General features: G+C 52.4%; 16 protein-coding genes, 1 other RNA gene and 1 pseudogene. 3 read left to right on the forward strand and 15 right to left on the reverse strand.

The features are described from left to right. Positions 1-378 precede the first annotated feature (378 nt). From CV945_RS14420 to CV945_RS14485, 14 genes and pseudogenes are all read right to left on the reverse strand, one after another. A complete protein-coding gene (locus CV945_RS14420; protein WP_025039205.1) occupies positions 379-828 on the reverse strand; it encodes a hypothetical protein in 450 nt (149 codons plus the stop codon). 190 nt (positions 829-1,018) lie between these two features. Continuing rightward, positions 1,019-1,681, reverse strand: a pseudogene (locus CV945_RS14425) (insertion element protein); the annotation flags it as partial. Between the two features lie 244 nt (positions 1,682-1,925). Then, on the reverse strand, positions 1,926-3,638 hold the full coding sequence (locus tag CV945_RS14430) for a DHA2 family efflux MFS transporter permease subunit (RefSeq protein WP_060787795.1): 1,713 nt from the start codon (positions 3,636-3,638) through the stop codon (positions 1,926-1,928). 10 nt (positions 3,639-3,648) lie between these two features. Continuing rightward, positions 3,649-4,287 (reverse strand): HlyD family secretion protein, encoded by a 639-nt coding sequence (locus CV945_RS14435; RefSeq protein ID WP_033012202.1) that lies wholly within the window; start codon positions 4,285-4,287, stop codon positions 3,649-3,651. Between the two features lie 3 nt (positions 4,288-4,290). Further along, the gene (locus CV945_RS14440) at positions 4,291-4,731 is read right to left on the reverse strand and encodes a MarR family winged helix-turn-helix transcriptional regulator (protein WP_033025304.1); all 441 of its coding nucleotides are present in this window, start codon (positions 4,729-4,731) and stop codon (positions 4,291-4,293) included. Between the two features lie 202 nt (positions 4,732-4,933). Next, a non-coding RNA gene (gene ssrS / locus CV945_RS14445) (6S RNA) lies at positions 4,934-5,122 on the reverse strand. A gap of 63 nt (positions 5,123-5,185) precedes the next feature. Continuing rightward, the gene (locus CV945_RS14450) at positions 5,186-6,739 is read right to left on the reverse strand and encodes an acyl-CoA carboxylase subunit beta (RefSeq protein ID WP_025039203.1); all 1,554 of its coding nucleotides are present in this window, start codon (positions 6,737-6,739) and stop codon (positions 5,186-5,188) included. Positions 6,740-6,908: 169 nt separating this feature from the next. Then, positions 6,909-7,691 carry an enoyl-CoA hydratase gene (locus tag CV945_RS14455; protein WP_100660034.1) on the reverse strand — a complete coding sequence of 261 codons (783 nt, stop codon included), beginning with the start codon at positions 7,689-7,691 and terminating at the stop codon, positions 6,909-6,911. Between the two features lie 14 nt (positions 7,692-7,705). Further along, on the reverse strand, positions 7,706-8,605 hold the full coding sequence (locus tag CV945_RS14460; protein WP_014195718.1) for a hydroxymethylglutaryl-CoA lyase: 900 nt from the start codon (positions 8,603-8,605) through the stop codon (positions 7,706-7,708). A 16-nt stretch (positions 8,606-8,621) separates the two neighbouring features. Beyond that, complete coding sequence (locus tag CV945_RS14465) at positions 8,622-8,834, reverse strand: acetyl-CoA carboxylase biotin carboxyl carrier protein subunit (protein ID WP_014195717.1); 213 nt, start codon at positions 8,832-8,834, stop codon at positions 8,622-8,624. A gap of 22 nt (positions 8,835-8,856) precedes the next feature. Next, a complete protein-coding gene (gene accC, locus CV945_RS14470) occupies positions 8,857-10,209 on the reverse strand; it encodes an acetyl-CoA carboxylase biotin carboxylase subunit (protein WP_100660035.1) in 1,353 nt (450 codons plus the stop codon). Positions 10,210-10,273: 64 nt separating this feature from the next. After that, complete coding sequence (locus CV945_RS14475; RefSeq protein WP_100660036.1) at positions 10,274-11,908, reverse strand: AMP-binding protein; 1,635 nt, start codon at positions 11,906-11,908, stop codon at positions 10,274-10,276. A gap of 59 nt (positions 11,909-11,967) precedes the next feature. After that, complete coding sequence (locus CV945_RS14480) at positions 11,968-13,110, reverse strand: acyl-CoA dehydrogenase (protein ID WP_100660037.1); 1,143 nt, start codon at positions 13,108-13,110, stop codon at positions 11,968-11,970. Between the two features lie 135 nt (positions 13,111-13,245). Then, positions 13,246-13,872, reverse strand: coding sequence for a TetR/AcrR family transcriptional regulator (locus tag CV945_RS14485; protein ID WP_033012215.1), 627 nt, complete (start codon positions 13,870-13,872; stop codon positions 13,246-13,248). 258 nt (positions 13,873-14,130) lie between these two features. Between CV945_RS14485 and CV945_RS14490 the strand changes: the two genes are divergently transcribed. Both CV945_RS14490 and CV945_RS17795 read left to right on the forward strand, forming a co-directional pair. Next, positions 14,131-14,379: a hypothetical protein gene (locus CV945_RS14490; RefSeq protein ID WP_013145420.1), complete on the forward strand. Its 249-nt coding sequence runs from the start codon at positions 14,131-14,133 to the stop codon at positions 14,377-14,379. A gap of 6 nt (positions 14,380-14,385) precedes the next feature. Continuing rightward, positions 14,386-14,520, forward strand: coding sequence for a hypothetical protein (locus tag CV945_RS17795; RefSeq protein WP_255407743.1), 135 nt, complete (start codon positions 14,386-14,388; stop codon positions 14,518-14,520). Between the two features lie 48 nt (positions 14,521-14,568). On the opposite strand, the gene CV945_RS14495 is transcribed toward CV945_RS17795, so the two are convergent. Next, positions 14,569-15,357 carry a GNAT family N-acetyltransferase gene (locus tag CV945_RS14495; protein ID WP_100660038.1) on the reverse strand — a complete coding sequence of 263 codons (789 nt, stop codon included), beginning with the start codon at positions 15,355-15,357 and terminating at the stop codon, positions 14,569-14,571. A gap of 167 nt (positions 15,358-15,524) precedes the next feature. On the opposite strand from CV945_RS14495, the gene CV945_RS14500 reads away from it, so the two are divergent. Beyond that, on the forward strand, positions 15,525-15,782 hold the full coding sequence (locus tag CV945_RS14500) for a DUF6154 family protein (RefSeq protein ID WP_015374743.1): 258 nt from the start codon (positions 15,525-15,527) through the stop codon (positions 15,780-15,782). Positions 15,783-16,239 lie beyond the last annotated feature (457 nt).

Genomic DNA, 16,239 nt, shown 5'->3' on the forward strand with positions numbered 1-16,239 from the left:
GCACCTCCTGGGTTTGTTTGTGTCGCTACTCACATTCTACAGGAAAGGTGCTCTTTTTTCTATACCCTTTGGATTTTATTGGATAATCAACACGCCTGAGTTAAGGCGATTCATCTCCCACTTACTCCGCTTCGCTTCGTTGAAGTGGGAGTCTTCTCGCCTAATTAAGATAAAACAAAAAAAGAAGCGGCTTCTGCTAACGGGTTCGGTTCAGAAGTACAAAATCAAAAAAAACAGTACAAATAACAGCGTAATTAGCACAAAATTCGAACTAAATTTAACAAGGTAAAAAGCACATTAAAACGCTTGGGTTTATTCCAAGCGTTTTAAACTAAAATTATATTGACTTGTTAAATCAAGACTGTTACTAAAAGGTTACTACCGTACTTCAATTACAAAGGCATAACTTGAATCTCCCTTTTCCCATCTTGCTGAAACATCATACACATAAACACCTTTTTCTTTTGGTAATAGTATCACATTATCATTTATTGGAACATTTTCTGTTTTTATATTTGTAAGCCATCTATTTACTACTAATGTATTTTCTTTAGGCTCGTCTTTGAATTCTATTTTCAATTGGGAATTTGGTGGTACAACCACAGGTTTTAGTTCTTGATTTTTAATGAGTTCTGGCGGAGAACTTGTATCAGCACAAACAGAATTAAGTAATCCATTCCAACAATACGAACCTTGTGTCACTTCTACCTTTTTTTCTCCAACAGTTATGGTTGGTAAAGGTGGTTTAGCACTAAATAGTCCAATAACAAAATAACCACCAATGCCTAACACAATTAATACTAATAATGGAATTAAAAACTTTTTCATACACTTCCCTCCTCGTGGGTTAATTTTCCCTTTGCTAATTTTCTAAGTAATCTATATATTTAGTTTAACATAAAATACTAAAATCCTTAAAAAGGATTTCGTCAAAAAATATTGATATTTCAACAAAAATAAAAAACCAAATCGTATGGTGATTTGGTCTTATAAAATATCAAATCCCTTTCAATTATGGTTATTGCATATAAATTATTTCTTTTAAATCAAATCGTTTTTTTGCAATGCCTAATCGTTGAGCAGGTGTTCCTACTGTCTCTTTTGTTTTGTATGCTAAACAAAAATTGTAGTAAGTCCGAAGTATGGTAAGAGCCATTTGAGCATACTTTGGGTTAAAGTTTGAATAGATATAGCTTTTTCCGTCACCACGAGCTGTTGTCAATGGTCTTTCTAAAATAGATAGCCGTCTTCGAATGTGCTGGATAAAGGTATTCGTGGCGTTGTCATTCACATTTAAAACAAGATTGGCAATGTCCTTCGGTTCGAATGATGAAAGATTGGTTGTACAATCAACCCATCGAAATCCTCTGTCAATTGTCGCAAGCGGATGTTCAATCGGATTATCAGCGTATTCATAATGACTGCTGCCATCTGAAATGACTTTTTTATGAAATTGGTGTGTATGAAATAATTCTTCCAGTTTTAGAAAAGCCAATTTTCGCAAAGACTTTGTATCATAACCAGAGTTAATTCCCCAGTTGATTAAATCCACTCTTGCTTGAACAAATTCCTCACGAGCTTGTTTCCGAGATTTTGTTTTATCCGTTTGACAAAGAAAATGGTGGGCATCAGATAAGCGAATTTCTTTGGCAAATACACGATAAAGGGAAGTCATCAATGAATTTATGTCCAATTAGCATCAATTTTAACACATATTTGGAATACTGTCTGTTGGTCAGCAGTCACTTGCTAATTAAGATGCTAATTATAATGCGATTAATGGTCATAAATTAAATAAAACATTGATATATCAAGAAACAAAAGGGAGTCCATTTCATATGCGAATTGGACTCCCTTTTGTATTACTTTTTTTAATTTTGTACTCAACAACCGAACCCGTTAGGCTTCTGCGCCGCTTCCTTTGTTTACGCTGATGGCGATTTATGCTTTTTTCCCTTTAAGAAAAACGCCATCATTAACGCCAATACCGTCAAGCCGGTGGCGACGAAAAAGGCGTCGTTAATCCCTTCGACAGTCGATCTCTGCTGCACGAGCCCATACAGCAGCTGCACCACCGCTTCATCGCTCGGAATCGCCTGCTTCAGCTGGCCGACAAGGCTCATGAAAAACGGATTGTTTTCCGTCATCTCATTTCGGTACATGTCCGCATGGAATTTGGCCCGGTTGGACATGATCGTCACCAAGAACGCCGTTCCGAGCGAAGCGGCCACTTGGCGGATCGTATTGGACATCGCCGTGCCGTGGCTGTACAAATGGCGCGGCAAGGCGTTCAATCCTTCCGTCATAATCGGCATTCCGAGCATCGACATGCCGAACATGCGGAAAATATAAAGCCAAATTAACTGGCTGTACGGTGTATCCATCGTCAGCTTGCTGAATTCCCACGTCGTGACCGCGGTGATGATCAAGCCGACGATCGCCAGCGCCCGCGCGCCGATGCGGTCAAACACCCAGCCGGAAATCGGCGACATGATCGCCATGACAATCGCTCCCGGTAGCAACAGCAAACCGGCATCAAGCGGCGTAAAGCCGCGCAAGTTTTGCAAATACACCGGCAGCAGCACCATCGCTGCAAACATCGCCATATTGATGACCGATCCGATGACGGTCGCCAACGTAAACACTGGGTAGCGGAACACACGGAAATTGAGCACCGGATGCTCCGAGCGGAGCGAACGCCATGTGAACATGATCAAGAACAAGACGCCGATGATAAGCGACACAACGACTTCCGTCTCGCCCCATCCTTTGCTGCCGGCTTCGCTGAAGCCATACAGAACGCCGCCAAACCCGATCGTGGAGTAGACCGCCCCTTGCACGTCCAGCACCGGATTGCCCTTGCGCGGCGTATGTTTCAGCCAGGCGGAGGCAAGCACAATGTCTACAATCGCGATCGGCAAAACGACGTAAAACAACAGCCGCCATGTATAATGTTCGACAAGCCATCCGGATAACGTCGGCCCGATCGCCGGCGCGAACATCATGGCGATTCCGACCGTTCCCATGGCCACTCCGCGGCGTTCCGGCGGGAAAATCGACAGCATAATGACCATCATCAGCTGCATGATGATGCCCGCCCCGACCGCCTGCGTCAGCCGCCCTGCGAGCATGACGGCAAAGGTTGGAGCGATCGAGCAAACAAACGCGCCGATGGCGAAAAACGACATGCCAGACAAAAACAGCCGTTTCGCTGGAAACTTCGCGATTAAAAACGGGCTGATCGGGATGAGCACCCCGTTGACGAGCATATATCCTGTCACGAGCCATTGAATCGTCGACGTTTCCACGTTGAAATCTTGCATCATATGGGGCAAGGCGACGTTGATCAATGTTTGGTTCAAGATGGCGACAAACGCGCCCAGCATGACCGTCGCCACAACTTTTCCGCGGCTGCCGATATCCCCGAGGCCGCCTTGCCCGGCTGGAGCGGCCGGGCGCCCATCCGTTTCTGCCGCTGGCTCTGCTTTCGTTTCCGCTAACGGTTGAGCGTTGGCTTTCGCCGCTTCATCCGCCGCCTTCCCTGCAGCTGAAGCCGGTTTGCGGCGGCGCAGCGCGATGTTGACCGCCGCCAAAACCAAAACGGCAAACACAATATAACCAATGACAAATGTTGTCATGTCCCATCACCTACTTATGGATGCGGACGGTGACGTTCATGCCCGGCACAAGTCCGGCTCCGCTGTAATTGTCAATGGAAATCGTGACCGGAATCACTTGGGTCACTTTCGTGTAGTTGCCGGTCGCATTGGAGCTCGGCAGCAGGCTGAACGTATTCGCTGTCGCATTGCCAATCTTTTCGACTTTGCCGCTGAATTTGCGGTCCGGATACGCATCGACATAAATATCGACGTCTTGCCCGACTTTCACGTCTTCAATATCGGTCTCTTCAATGTTCGCCGTCACCCACAAATCGTTCAAATCAAACCCTCGGGCAAGCGGCGTCCCCGCGGCGACAAACGAGTCTTTGACCGCGTTTTGCTGCACGATGGTCATCCGATGAGGCACTGTCACCGGCACCGTCGTTTTGCCGTCAAACACCTCACCGATTTCTTCCCCGGCTGAGAACGTTTTTCCCGTGTCGCCCCGCCAGGATGTCAGTTTTCCGGACAGCGGCGCCGCAACCGAGATGACCTGGCCGTCGATGCGGGCGTTGTCTGTTTTAATGTAATTCGTCGCTTCGTTCACATAGTAGTAAGCGGCAAAGCCGCCGCCGACAAGCAAAATGAGCACAATGATGTTCAGCGCCACCAATCGTTTCACGTTCACTGTCTATTCCTCCCCGAGTAAAATCGCTTTAATTTTTTCATGAAGATGCAAAAACTGTTCAATCTCCTCTGGAGAGACGAGTTCTTGAATGCGGCGAAGCCGCCGGCGCAGCACCGACTGCTCGCCAAACGCTTCCGACACTGTCTCTTTTCCTTTTTCCGTCAAACTCAAAATGACCGCGCGCCGATCTTGCTTCGACGGCTCGCGGACAACAAGGCCGGCGCCGACGAGCCGATCGACCGTGCCGCTGACGTTGCTGTTGCTTAAATTTAATTTTTCCGCCAAGTCATTCAGGCGAATATGTTCTTTTTTCAACAGCGTATACAAGACGATCAGCTGCACCTCCGTCACTCCGACGCGAGCCGCGTCCTCGCGGATGAGGCGATAAAGCGCCTTTTGCGTCCGGAAGACGGCGTACATGATGTCCCGGCTGATTCCTTCCATTCATCCCCCCTCCTTGCTTCATCTTTCTTGTTGGAATAGTTTCAATGCGAATTATTTCTGCACGAAATATGATTATAACATGAAAACGAAGAAAATCAACTATATTGTTTCATGTCTTTTTGAGAAAACATACGCAACGAAAAAGAGTCCAACCGGATGTTTTGCATCCAGTTGGACTCTTTTGCCAACTCCTCATTCGTGAATCCGCGCCGCGGTTGCCGTCGGCTGAATGCAGTTTCTCAACCACGCTCCACCAGGTGGGTGTTCGCAGAAGCGTTCCTGTCGTCCCCGCAGACGAATAAGGGGCATGACATTCCCGCTTCAATGTAGAACTCCCTTTTGATTGCCATCGGTTGAAACTTCATTCTACAACGCACAACGCAGCAGCGGATTGGTGATTATTATCATACACAATCTTTCTTCGTTTGACAAGGGGGACGTTTATCCAGTTTTTTCAAACCGGATACACCCCGTGTTTCCGCTCGGAAAAGACCATATATTTGGACATATACGCGGCAAACCGCCGGATGAGTTCGTCGCGCAAGTCGTTCGGCGCGACGATGCCATCAACGACCAATTCAGAAGCGAGCCGGTAGATATCGATGTCGCGCCGGTATTCCTCGCGTTTTTGTTCGACAAACGCCGGCCGCTCTTCCGGCGGCAGCTCGGCGATTTTGTTCGCATAAACGGCGTTGACGGCCGCCTCCGGCCCCATGACGGCGATTTGCGCGTTCGGAAGCGCGAGGCAGCAGTCCGGTTCAAACGCCGGGCCGGCCATGGCATACAACCCGGCGCCGTACGCTTTGCGGACGATGACCGAGATCTTCGGTACGGTGGCTTCCGCCATGGCGGCGATCATTTTCGCCCCATGGCGGATGATGCCGGCCCGCTCGACCTTCGTGCCGATCATAAAGCCAGGGACGTCGGCCAAAAACAGAAGCGGGATATGGAACGCGTCGCAAAGCGTGATGAATTTCGCCGCTTTATCAGCCGAATCGTGGAACAAGACACCGCCTTTGACTCGCGGCTGGTTGGCGATGATGCCGATCGGCTGGCCGTTAAGGCGCGCCAGTCCCGTAATGATTTCCGGCGCAAACAGTTTTTTGATTTCGCAAAACGATCCTTCGTCAATGATTCGCTCAATCAAATCATACATGTTGAACGGCGCATTTTGGTTTTCCGGCAAAATGTCTTCGATCGTTTTGTCGAACGATTTCGGCGGCTTCGCCTCGACCACCGGCGGTTTTTCGCCGTAATGGGACGGAAAATATGACAAATAACGGCGCGCATAGGCAATCGCTTCTTCTTCGGTTTTCACGAGCACGTCGCCGCAGCCGGAGACGGTGCAATGCATGCGAGCGCCGCCCATCTCTTCGAGCGTGACTTTTTCCCCAATCACCATTTCCGCCATGCGCGGCGAGCCCAAGTACATCGAGGCGTTGCCCTCGACCATGATGACGATGTCGCAAAACGCCGGAATATAAGCGCCGCCGGCTGCTGACGGGCCAAACAACAGGCACACTTGCGGCACTTTGCCGGACAGCTTCACCTCATTGTAAAAAATGCGCCCTGCCCCGCGCCGGCCGGGAAACATTTCGAGTTGGTCCGTAATGCGGGCGCCGGCCGAGTCCACCAAATAAATGATCGGGCAGCGCAGTTTTTCCGCTGTCTCTTGAATGCGGATGATTTTTTCGACCGTGCGCGCTCCCCATGAGCCGGCTTTGACCGTCGAATCGTTCGCCATCACGCAGACGGTGCGGCCGTTGATTTTGCCGATCCCGGTCACCACCCCGTCAGCCGGCAGGCCATCCGCCAAACAGTTGGCAAACAAGCCGTCTTCCACTTCTAAGCCATCGTCAAGCAGCAAATTCAGCCGCTCGCGGACAAACAATTTCCCTTGGGCCGCATTTTTTTCATGATATTTTGGCGCCCCGCCTTTCTTGATTTCCGCCGCTCTTTTCTCCAGCTCCGCTGCGAGCGTGTCTTGCTGATTGGCTGTTTCCTTCATCTCTTTGTTTCCCCTCCTTGTTTTGATAGATCTTGCTGTTCCATCCCGCGTGTTCGGCCGGGAGCACGGTTGGGGCCGTTTTTGGCTGTCGTGCCAATGTCGGTGCAGAACAAGCGCTCCGTGCGGCTTTTTCCTTATCCAAACAGCCTCATCTTGCCCAAGCGCAGGCTTACTCCCCTTTGTACACCGGCTTCCGCTTTTCTTTAAACGCCTGCAGACCTTCCAGACGGTCTTTCGTTGGGATTGTCGCCTCATAGGCGAGCTGCTCAATTGCGAGGCCCGTCTCCAAATCAACGTTGAATACGCTTTGGATCGCCCGTTTCGCCTGGCGGACGGCTATTGGCGCATTGTCAGCGATTTGCTGCGCCAATTCAAGCGCCCGATCCATGAGCTCGGCGCGCGGCACGGCGTATTCGACAAGGCCGATTCGCTCGGCTTCCTGCGCTGTAATCCGTTTGGCGGCAAAAATCAACTCTTTCGCTTTGCCGAGGCCGACAAGGCGCGGCAGCCGCTGCGTCCCCCCCGCTCCCGGAATGATGCCGAGCGACGTTTCCGTCAGCCCGAGCTGGATATCGTCGGCGGCAAACCGGATGTCGCAGGCGAGCGCCAGCTCAAGCCCCCCGCCAAAGGCCGAGCCGTTTAACGCGGCAATGACCGGCTGCGGCACTTTCTCGACCTCGTTGATCGTTTTGCTGATTAAAGCGACGGCCTGACGGACTTCGGTTTCGTTCATCCCTGCCCGCTCTTTCAAATCGGCTCCGGCGCAAAACACTTTGTCTCCGGCCCCGGTCAAAATGACGACGCGCACGTCTTTTTGAAATTTGATTTCTTGCAAAAGCGCACCAAGCTCCAACAAAAGCGCTCTAGAAAGCGCGTTGGCTGCTTCCGGGCGGTTTAATGTCACAATGGCGATGCCGTTTTCTTGTGTTTCAAACGATACAAGTGCGCTCACGTTTTCTCCCCCCCTTATGATCCAACCGTTTGCAAATACCGGCTCGAAAGCGGGCGGCCGATTTTGTCGCGGATAAACAACGCCGCTTTCGTCAGCTGCTCGACATCGATGCCGGTTTCAATCCCCATGCCGTGAAGCATATATACTAAATCATCAGTGGCGACGTTTCCCGACGCTCCGGGAGCGTACGGACAGCCGCCAAGGCCGCCAAGCGAGCTGTCAAACGTCGTAATGCCCATCTCCATCGACACCAAAATGTTGGCAAGCGCCGTTCCTCTTGTATCATGGAAATGCATGGCAATCCGTCCGGCCGGAAAGCGGCGAAGCACCTCAGCAAGCACGTCCTCCACTTGCTTGGGCGTCGCGACGCCGATCGTATCGCCAAGCGACAGTTCGTCAACCCCCATCGCCAACAACCGATCCGCCACCATCAGCACTTGATCGACGGCAACTGCCCCTTCATACGGGCAGCCAAAGACGGTGGAAACGTAGCCGCGCACCGTTTTGCCTGCTTGTTTTGCCGTTTGCACGACCGCTTCCAGCACCGGAAATGTGGCAGCGATCGTTTTGTTAATATTTTTTTGGTTGTGCGTTTCGCTCGCTGACATAAAGACGCCGACTTCGTCAATCCCCGCGGCCAACGCCCGCTCAAGCCCTCTTTCGTTCGGCACGAGCGCCGCATACGTGACGCCGGCTTTTCGGCCGATGCCGGCTGCGACCTCAGCGGCATCGGCGAGCTGCGGGATCCATTTCGGATGGACGAAGGAAGTCACCTCAATGTACGACAGCCCCGTTTCGGACAATAAGTTGATCCACGCGATTTTATCGGCGGTCGCGATCGGCGCTGCTTCGTTTTGCAGGCCGTCGCGCGGGCCGACTTCTTTGATCGTCACCTTCGCCGGCCATCGGCTCATGCTCTGCTCCCCCTTTTTACTCAATCTCGACAAGCACGTCGCCTTCGTTCACGAAATCTCCTTCCTGCACGTGGATGTGCTTCACGACGCCGGACGCCTCAGCCGCAATCGGAATCTCCATTTTCATCGATTCTAAAATGATGACATCTTGGCCTTCTTCTACATGATCCCCGACAGCCACCAACAATTTCCATACACTTCCAGCCATTGTTGCCGTTACTTGGGTCATCGTGTCTTCCTCCGTTTCTGCTTCATTTTGCTTTTGCTGGCTTCCAATGCTTCGAAAGGAAATCGGTCGTCGTATCCCCCGCTTGAAACGCCGGATGGGACAACACGGCCTCAAGCAGCGGAATGTTCGTTTTAATCCCTTCCACGCGATAGTGTCGAAGCGCTTCGAGCAAGCGTTCAATCGCCGTTTGCCGATCCGGCCCTTTGGCGATTAGTTTGGCGATCATCGGATCATAAAACGGCGTAACCGCGGCGCCGCTTTGAACCGCCGTTTCATGACGAATCCATTCGCCTTGTGGGGCGGAAAACGCCGTAATGCGGCCGGGCGACGGGTAAAACGTGTTCGGATCTTCGGCATAAATGCGCACTTCAATGGCGTGTCCATCGCGGCGAATGTCTTCCTGCTGATAACGAAGCGGCTCGCCGGCGGCGATGCGCAGCTGCTCTTCGACAATGTCGATGCCGGTGATTTCTTCCGTCACCGGATGTTCAACTTGCAGGCGTGTGTTCATCTCCAGAAAATAAAAGTTTTTTTGATCATCGACAAGAAACTCGATCGTGCCGGCGTTCGCATAGCCGATATGGCGCGCGGCCCGCACCGCCGCCTCCCCCATCTTCCGCCGCGTCTCTTCATCCAAAAACGGCGACGGCGCCTCTTCGACCACCTTTTGATGGCGGCGCTGGATCGAACACTCGCGCTCCCACAAGTAGACGCAGTTGCCGTAGGAATCAGCGAGCAGCTGAATTTCAATATGGCGCGGGCGATCGATATATTTTTCGATATACATCGTCCCGTCGCCGAAAAACGAAGCCGCCCGTTTTTGGCTTCCTTCAAACGCCTGGCGCAGCTCGGCTTCGTCGCGGGCGATATGCATGCCGATGCCGCCGCCGCCGGCTGACGCCTTCAGCATGACTGGATACCCAATCGAAGCCGCCGCTTTGGCCGCCTCATCGGCGCCATCAAGCGCAAAGGAGACGCCTGGGACGATCGGCACGCCGGCTTTTTCCATCGTCCGCCGCGCTTCGATTTTGCTGCCCATCGCCGCGATGACGTCCGCCTTCGGACCGATGAAGACGATTCCTTCTTCCTCGCAGCGGCGGGCAAACGCTGGATTTTCCGACAACAGCCCGTAGCCGGGATGGATCGCCTCCGCTTTCGCCGTTTTGGCAACCTCTATGATTTTTTCGATATTTAAATAGCTTTCCGCGACGCGCGGCTTGCCGATCAAATACGCCTCATCCGCGAGCGAGACGTGGAGCGAATCCGCATCCGCTTCGGAATAGACGGCGACGGTCCGGATGCCGAGCTTTTGGCACGTGCGGATGATGCGGACGGCGATTTCGCCGCGGTTGGCAATCAATACTTTCGAAAACATCGTCTCACCCTTTCACGAAAACTGAGAATGCCGCCGGGCGGACGAAACCGCCCGGCACGGCGGTTTACGTCGTCAAGCCGAGGCGCTGTTTCGCCATTTCCCGCAGTTTAAATTTTTGGATTTTCCCGGACGCCGTCATTGGGTACGAATCAGTAAACTCAATGTAGCGCGGGATTTTATGACGGGAAATGTGGCCGCGGCAAAACTCGCGAATCTCCTCAGCCGTCGCCGTTTCGCCGTCTTTTAAGATGATCCACGCCATCACTTCTTCCCCGTATACTTCATCCGGCACGCCGACGACTTGGACGTCCAAAATTTTCGGATGTTTGTATAAAAACTCTTCGATTTCGCGCGGATAAATGTTTTCGCCGCCGCGGATGATCATATCTTTCAGACGGCCGGTGATGCGGAAGTAACCGTTTTCATCCATCACCGCCAAGTCGCCGGTATGCAGCCAGCCGTCTTGGTCGATCGCTTCATTTGTCGCTTCCGGGTTGTTGTAATACCCTTTCATGACATGATAGCCGCGCGTGCACAGTTCCCCTTGCACACCCCGCGGCACTTCCTTGTTCGTTCCCGGCTCGACGATTTTCACCTCGACGCCCGGCAAGGCGCGGCCAACCGTTTCGACACGCAGCTCAAGCGGATCGTCGGTGCGCGTTTGCGTGATGACTGGGGACGCTTCGGTCTGCCCGTAGGCGATGGTAATGTCTTTCATCCCCATTTTCTCGATGACCGCCTTCATCACTTCGACCGGGCAAGGGGAGCCAGCCATAATGCCCGTGCGCAGCGATGACAAATCGTATTTGGCAAAATCCGGGTCGTTGAGCTCGGCGATGAACATCGTCGGCACGCCGTGAAGCGCCGTGCACCGCTCCGCCTCGACCGTCTCCAGCACCCGCTTCGGATGAAACTCCTGCACAGGCACCATCGTCGCCCCGACCGTCACGCATGCAAGCGTGCTCATGACGCAGCCGAAACAATGGAAAAACGGCACCGGAATGCACAATCGATCGCCTTCGCCAAGCCCCATGCATTGCGCGACTTGGTGGGCGTTGTTGACGATGTTGTAATGCGTCAACATCACCCCTTTCGGGAATCCAGTCGTCCCGGACGTGTATTGCATGTTGATCACATCGTGCGGGTCGAGGCTCTCCATCCGTTCATCGAGTTCTTCTTCCGATACGTCGTGCGCCATCGCCAAGATGTCGTTCCATGTAAACATGCCCGGGTGCCGTTTGTCGCCAAGAAAGACCACGTTTTTCAGCTTCGGCAGCCGTTTCGATTGCAGCTGTCCGGGCGCTGATGTGCGCAACTCGGGAACGATTTCGTACAAAATATCGATGTATGACGAATCGCGGTATTGCTCGATCAAAAACAGTGTTGTCGAGTCGGACTGCCGAAGCAAATACTCAAGCTCCGCCGCGCGGTAGTTCGTATTGACCGTAACGAGCACCGCTCCCATTTTGCCGGTCGCAAATTGGCAGGCGATCCATTCCGGAACGTTCGTCGCCCAAATGGCGACATGCTCCCCTTTTTCGATGCCAAGCCGCATCAACCCGCGCGCAACGAGGCGGCAATAGTCGTTAAACTGCCGATACGTCAGACGCAAGCCGCGGTCGGCATACACGACCGCCTCGCGATCCGCATATTGCCTGGCTCGCTCTTCCAACAATTTCCCCACAGTCACCGTCAACATCGACCGTCTCCTCCCCTTTGTCCGAATTCATTGTTATGGATATGCAGGCATTTCCGCTTTTAGCATCCCAGTTGGCGGGCGATGACGAGACGCTGGATTTCCGATGTGCCTTCGCCGATTTCCATGAGCTTGACGTCGCGCAAGTGGCGTTCGACTCCGTATTCTTTCATATAGCCGTAGCCGCCGTGAATTTGAATCGCCTGGTTGCAGACGCGAAACCCCATTTCCGAGGCGAACAGCTTGGCGAACGATGCTTCTTTTGTAAACGGTTTCCCTTGATCCTTCAGCCAGGCTGCTTTGTACACCATGTTGCGGGCAAGCTCAATTTCCATCGCCATATCAGCCAGTTTAAATTGAATGGCTTGAAACTTGGAAATCGACTGACCAAACTGGACGCGCTCTTTTGCGTATTGAAGCGCTTTCTCAAACGCCGCTTGCGCAATGCCGACCGCCAGCGCGGCGATCGAGATGCGCCCGCCATCAAGCGTGTACAAAAACTGTTTAAACCCTTTTTGCGGGTCGCCTAAGACGTTTTCTTTCGGCACGCGGACGTTCTCAAAGACAAGCTCGCACGTATTGGACGCGCGCACGCCCATTTTGTCGTAATTCGAACGAATCGTAAATCCTGGGGAGTCCGTTGGCACGATGAGAGCGGTGATGATGTTTTTGCCGCGCGCATCTTTGCCCGTCACAGCTGTGACAATGACTTGCCGCGCGTATTGGGCGTTTGTGATCCAACATTTTTCGCCGTTGATGACATACTCATCGCCGTCCAGCACCGCGGTCGTGCGCGTGCCGCCGGCGTCCGATCCGGCGTTCGGCTCCGTGAGCCCAAAAGCGCCAAGCGTCTCGCCTTTCGCCATCGGCACAAGCCATTTTTGCTTCTGTTCTTCCGTCCCGAAGTAGTAAATCGGGCTCGCTCCGAGCGACACAGCGGCCGCATAGCTTAGCCCGGTGCCGCCGCAGGCGCGGCCGATTTCCTCAACGGCGATGGCGTACGAAATCGTATCGCCCCCAGCGCCGCCGTACTCTTCCGGAAACGGCAGGCCCAACAACCCCAACTCGCCCATTTTGCGAAAGACATCGAGCGGAAAATGCGCTTCTTCATCCCATTTCGCCGCGTATGGGGCAATTTCCTTCTCAGCAAAGTCGCGAACCATTTCTTTAATCATTTGTTGTTCTTTTGTTAATGAAAAATTCATCCTGTCCCTCTCCCCCATAGAAAATGTTCTATCATTTGAACCGACTAGTCGGTTTTAGTAAGAAAACGAGTGTAAACGGTTTGATTTTTGAAGCGTTTTCAAAACCGACTAGTTGGTCTGTATACGATCAACAACTTATTCGGCGGCCGGCCGCCATAAAAACGGGGCTGCCGCCGGACTGGCCGGGTTGCGAAGCACCGCATGCAAAATGAAATCGGCAAAATACGCCGCGATCTCCTCAATGGACAGCGGACCGTCCGGATTGTACCATTTGTATGTCCAGTTGACCATGCCGATAATGGACATGCCAGTAATCTCCACCGACAGCTCCGGACGAAATTCCCCGGCTTCAATCCCCTCGCGAATGACTCGAAAAATGATTTGCTTGAACTCTTCGCGCTTTTCATTGATCGGTTCAGCGTATTCCGGTTTTAAGTACGTGCTTTCCTGGTAAAACACGGTGATGTGTGGTTTATATAAATGAAACACTTTGACAAACGACTGAACGATGGCGTACAAGCGCTCGGTCGGCGTCGAACAGCTTTCATACGCTTCCTGCGCCTTCGTCAGCGCATACGTGATAAAGACGTCATGGATATGATACAAAAGCTCATCTTTGGATTTAAAATTATGGTAAAAACCGCCTTTGGATGTGTCGCTTTCGGCAACGATGCGGTCGACCGTCACGCCGTGGTAGCCGTATTTCTCAAACAAATGAAGAGCGGTGTCGATAATGCGGTCTCGAAGCGGTTTCTCTGCCATAACAGTCTCCTTCGCCTGAACTGTAAAACATTTCGAAAAAAGCAAAATCTTCTTCTTGTTTATTAAGATACTCGACAGTTGCAGCCATTGTCAACAAAAATCGTTCCGGCGCCCGAAAAATGGAGGCGTCTTTCGCCGCACATCGTCCGATCGGCTGCGCGAGCCCTATCCCCTAGCCGCACGAACTGAAACAAAACAGATGACCTATACATAACCACGGCCGTTTTTCCAAAAGATAAAAACCGGAGGTGGCTTCCATTGGAACCGATGCTATGCCCAAACTGCAAAACGAACCGGACGCGGTTTCATCTCATTGAGCAGCACCCGCGTGCGGTCAAGCTCGATCCACACACCGGCGACATCGAGCATGAATACACAAATGAAGCGCTCGAACCGTTCCATCTCCCGTACCGCGGCCCGAGCTACCGCGTCCAATGCGGCGTCTGCGGGCTGATCGAAGATGCGGACATGTTCATTCAGCGCGCAAAATCGTCTCCATTGAGGTGATTCCATATGGCGAACAAAAAACAAACACCTTCTTCCATCGTAGACCAAAAACAGCTCGTCAACGACAAGGCAAAAGCGATGCAAGAGCGCGGCGGCGAGCACATTCGCCGCGTCACGCCCAACGGCGCAGACGGACAATAACCGCCAGCCTGCTTTTGTACACAAGCAAGCTGGCGGGACTTCCGCCTTCTAACGGTACATCGCCCACAATCCGATATCGCGAAAACCAAGGCGATGGTAAATGCGGCCGGCGTCTGGATTGTCATAAAACAAGCACGGCATCTTCCCTTCAGCGAGCAAATCGCAAACGAGCTTCGCCACGATGGCGCTCGCATATCCTTTCCCGCGATGTCCTTGATCCGTGCAGACGCCGACGATCATCGCCGACAATGAGTTTTCCGCTGATGTCGATGCGGCGGCCACCATTCGGCCGTCTTGTTCAATGTAGTACGTTCTAGCTGAATTGGTTTCCATCCCTTTCACCAGCATATCGCGGGACGACGGCCTCGTTTCAAATTCGGCAATGCGGCGCCGCAAGTCGAGAATCCGGTCGACATCGGCCAACTCGGCTTTTTTGACGGCGAACGCCCCCATTTCTTGACGGGCGTATTCATCCGTCCGACACTCGCAAAAGTAAAGCGTTCGCTTCGTCCCAAGCGGCAGCCGCTCTTCGAACTGCCTGGCAATGTCCGCCTTGCCAGACAGCTGGATGGACGATGATTGGGCTGTCTCGCGGATGAGACGAGCAAAGCCATCGGCATCAAAATCGCCGGGCGCGTACGGAATGTAGGAATCGTAATAACGGAGCAGCACCGCCTTCAGCGAGCCGGCATCGTCAAACTGCCCCCAAACGTCTTGGAAATCGGCGTCATAGCCAAACGACTCAATATCGCCGATGATAAATAAATTGAACGACGGATCTTGCCGCAAAAACGAAAATACTTGTTGATCGTCTTCGGCCGTTAACCGGCGAATCATAGAATTCCCCCGCTTTTCGAATGATATTTTTTCCATTATACTATGAATCATCCCTGTTGCCAATGGCATTTGTGGCGTCAAACCGAGAGGACTGCCGATGCCCCTAAGTCTGCATCGGCCAACTGCAAAGAAAGGAGGAAGCCCGCTCTCAAAAAAGCGAGGCGACGATGCCGATGAAGTTTACTGACGATCTGTACGAATACTATAAAGATCGACTGACCGGAGATGAAGAAGACGCCGAAGCGGTGGCGATGTCGATTTTGGATGAACTCGACCGCCGCGATGTGCTCAAGCTGATCGGTGAGATGACTGATGAAGAGCTGCTTGGCATGTTCGGTTTGTATGTCCTGGAAAGCTTGAAAGCGAAAATGGCCCGCGAAGGCCTCGGCGCGACGCGGCCGCAAGATGCGCCGCGCGTGCATTGACAAAACAAAACAGCTGTCCCCCATGTCATAAGGAACAGCTGCTATGTTGGGCAAATGATGGTTTCGTATTCATCCTATTTCGCGCAGGAGACTCCCACTTCAACGACCAAAGGGAGTAAGTGGGAGAGGAATGTGCGTTCCCCCTTTCTTTTGTGTATGATATAATAAAGGCATGGAGAAAACCGTTCAATAAAGGCACTCCAATAACGGCTGCTCGATGGATGGAGTTGGTTGCAGGAAACGTTGCAACCGTAAAACATCGAGCGTAGGTCYGTCTGTTGTGTGTGGAAGCCAAGTACTGCCAACAGACACACCGAGAGAATCGGTAACGATGCAGGCATGACCTGCGTCGTTGGGYAGTCGTCAACCTGCCCCCTGATGCAACCCCAAGTCAAGGAAGGAGGACGAAGTCCGTTTGCACTTCTGGGGAGTTGCAAGCCCCCACTTCAAGCGTTCG

This window comes from Geobacillus sp. Manikaran-105, assembly GCF_002809955.1.
GTDB lineage: Bacteria > Bacillota > Bacilli > Bacillales > Anoxybacillaceae > Geobacillus > Geobacillus thermophilus.

Excerpts from the sequence above, each read along its gene's own strand:
- CV945_RS14475 (WP_100660036.1), bottom strand. The coding sequence starts at position 11,908 with ATGTTGACGGTGACTGTGGGGAAATTGTTGGAAGAGCGAGCCAGGCAA.
- CV945_RS14420 (WP_025039205.1), bottom strand. The coding sequence starts at position 828 with ATGAAAAAGTTTTTAATTCCATTATTAGTATTAATTGTGTTAGGCATT.
- CV945_RS14495 (WP_100660038.1), bottom strand. The coding sequence starts at position 15,357 with ATGATTCGCCGGTTAACGGCCGAAGACGATCAACAAGTATTTTCGTTT.
- CV945_RS14500 (WP_015374743.1), top strand. The coding sequence starts at position 15,525 with ATGCCGATGAAGTTTACTGACGATCTGTACGAATACTATAAAGATCGA.
- CV945_RS14440 (WP_033025304.1), bottom strand. The coding sequence starts at position 4,731 with ATGGAAGGAATCAGCCGGGACATCATGTACGCCGTCTTCCGGACGCAA.
- CV945_RS14450 (WP_025039203.1), bottom strand. The coding sequence starts at position 6,739 with ATGAAGGAAACAGCCAATCAGCAAGACACGCTCGCAGCGGAGCTGGAG.
- CV945_RS14485 (WP_033012215.1), bottom strand. The coding sequence starts at position 13,872 with ATGGCAGAGAAACCGCTTCGAGACCGCATTATCGACACCGCTCTTCAT.
- accC (WP_100660035.1), bottom strand. The coding sequence starts at position 10,209 with ATGTTTTCGAAAGTATTGATTGCCAACCGCGGCGAAATCGCCGTCCGC.
- CV945_RS14460 (WP_014195718.1), bottom strand. The coding sequence starts at position 8,605 with ATGAGCCGATGGCCGGCGAAGGTGACGATCAAAGAAGTCGGCCCGCGC.
- CV945_RS14465 (WP_014195717.1), bottom strand. The coding sequence starts at position 8,834 with ATGACCCAAGTAACGGCAACAATGGCTGGAAGTGTATGGAAATTGTTG.
- CV945_RS17795 (WP_255407743.1), top strand. The coding sequence starts at position 14,386 with ATGGCGAACAAAAAACAAACACCTTCTTCCATCGTAGACCAAAAACAG.
- CV945_RS14480 (WP_100660037.1), bottom strand. The coding sequence starts at position 13,110 with ATGAATTTTTCATTAACAAAAGAACAACAAATGATTAAAGAAATGGTT.
- CV945_RS14430 (WP_060787795.1), bottom strand. The coding sequence starts at position 3,638 with ATGACAACATTTGTCATTGGTTATATTGTGTTTGCCGTTTTGGTTTTG.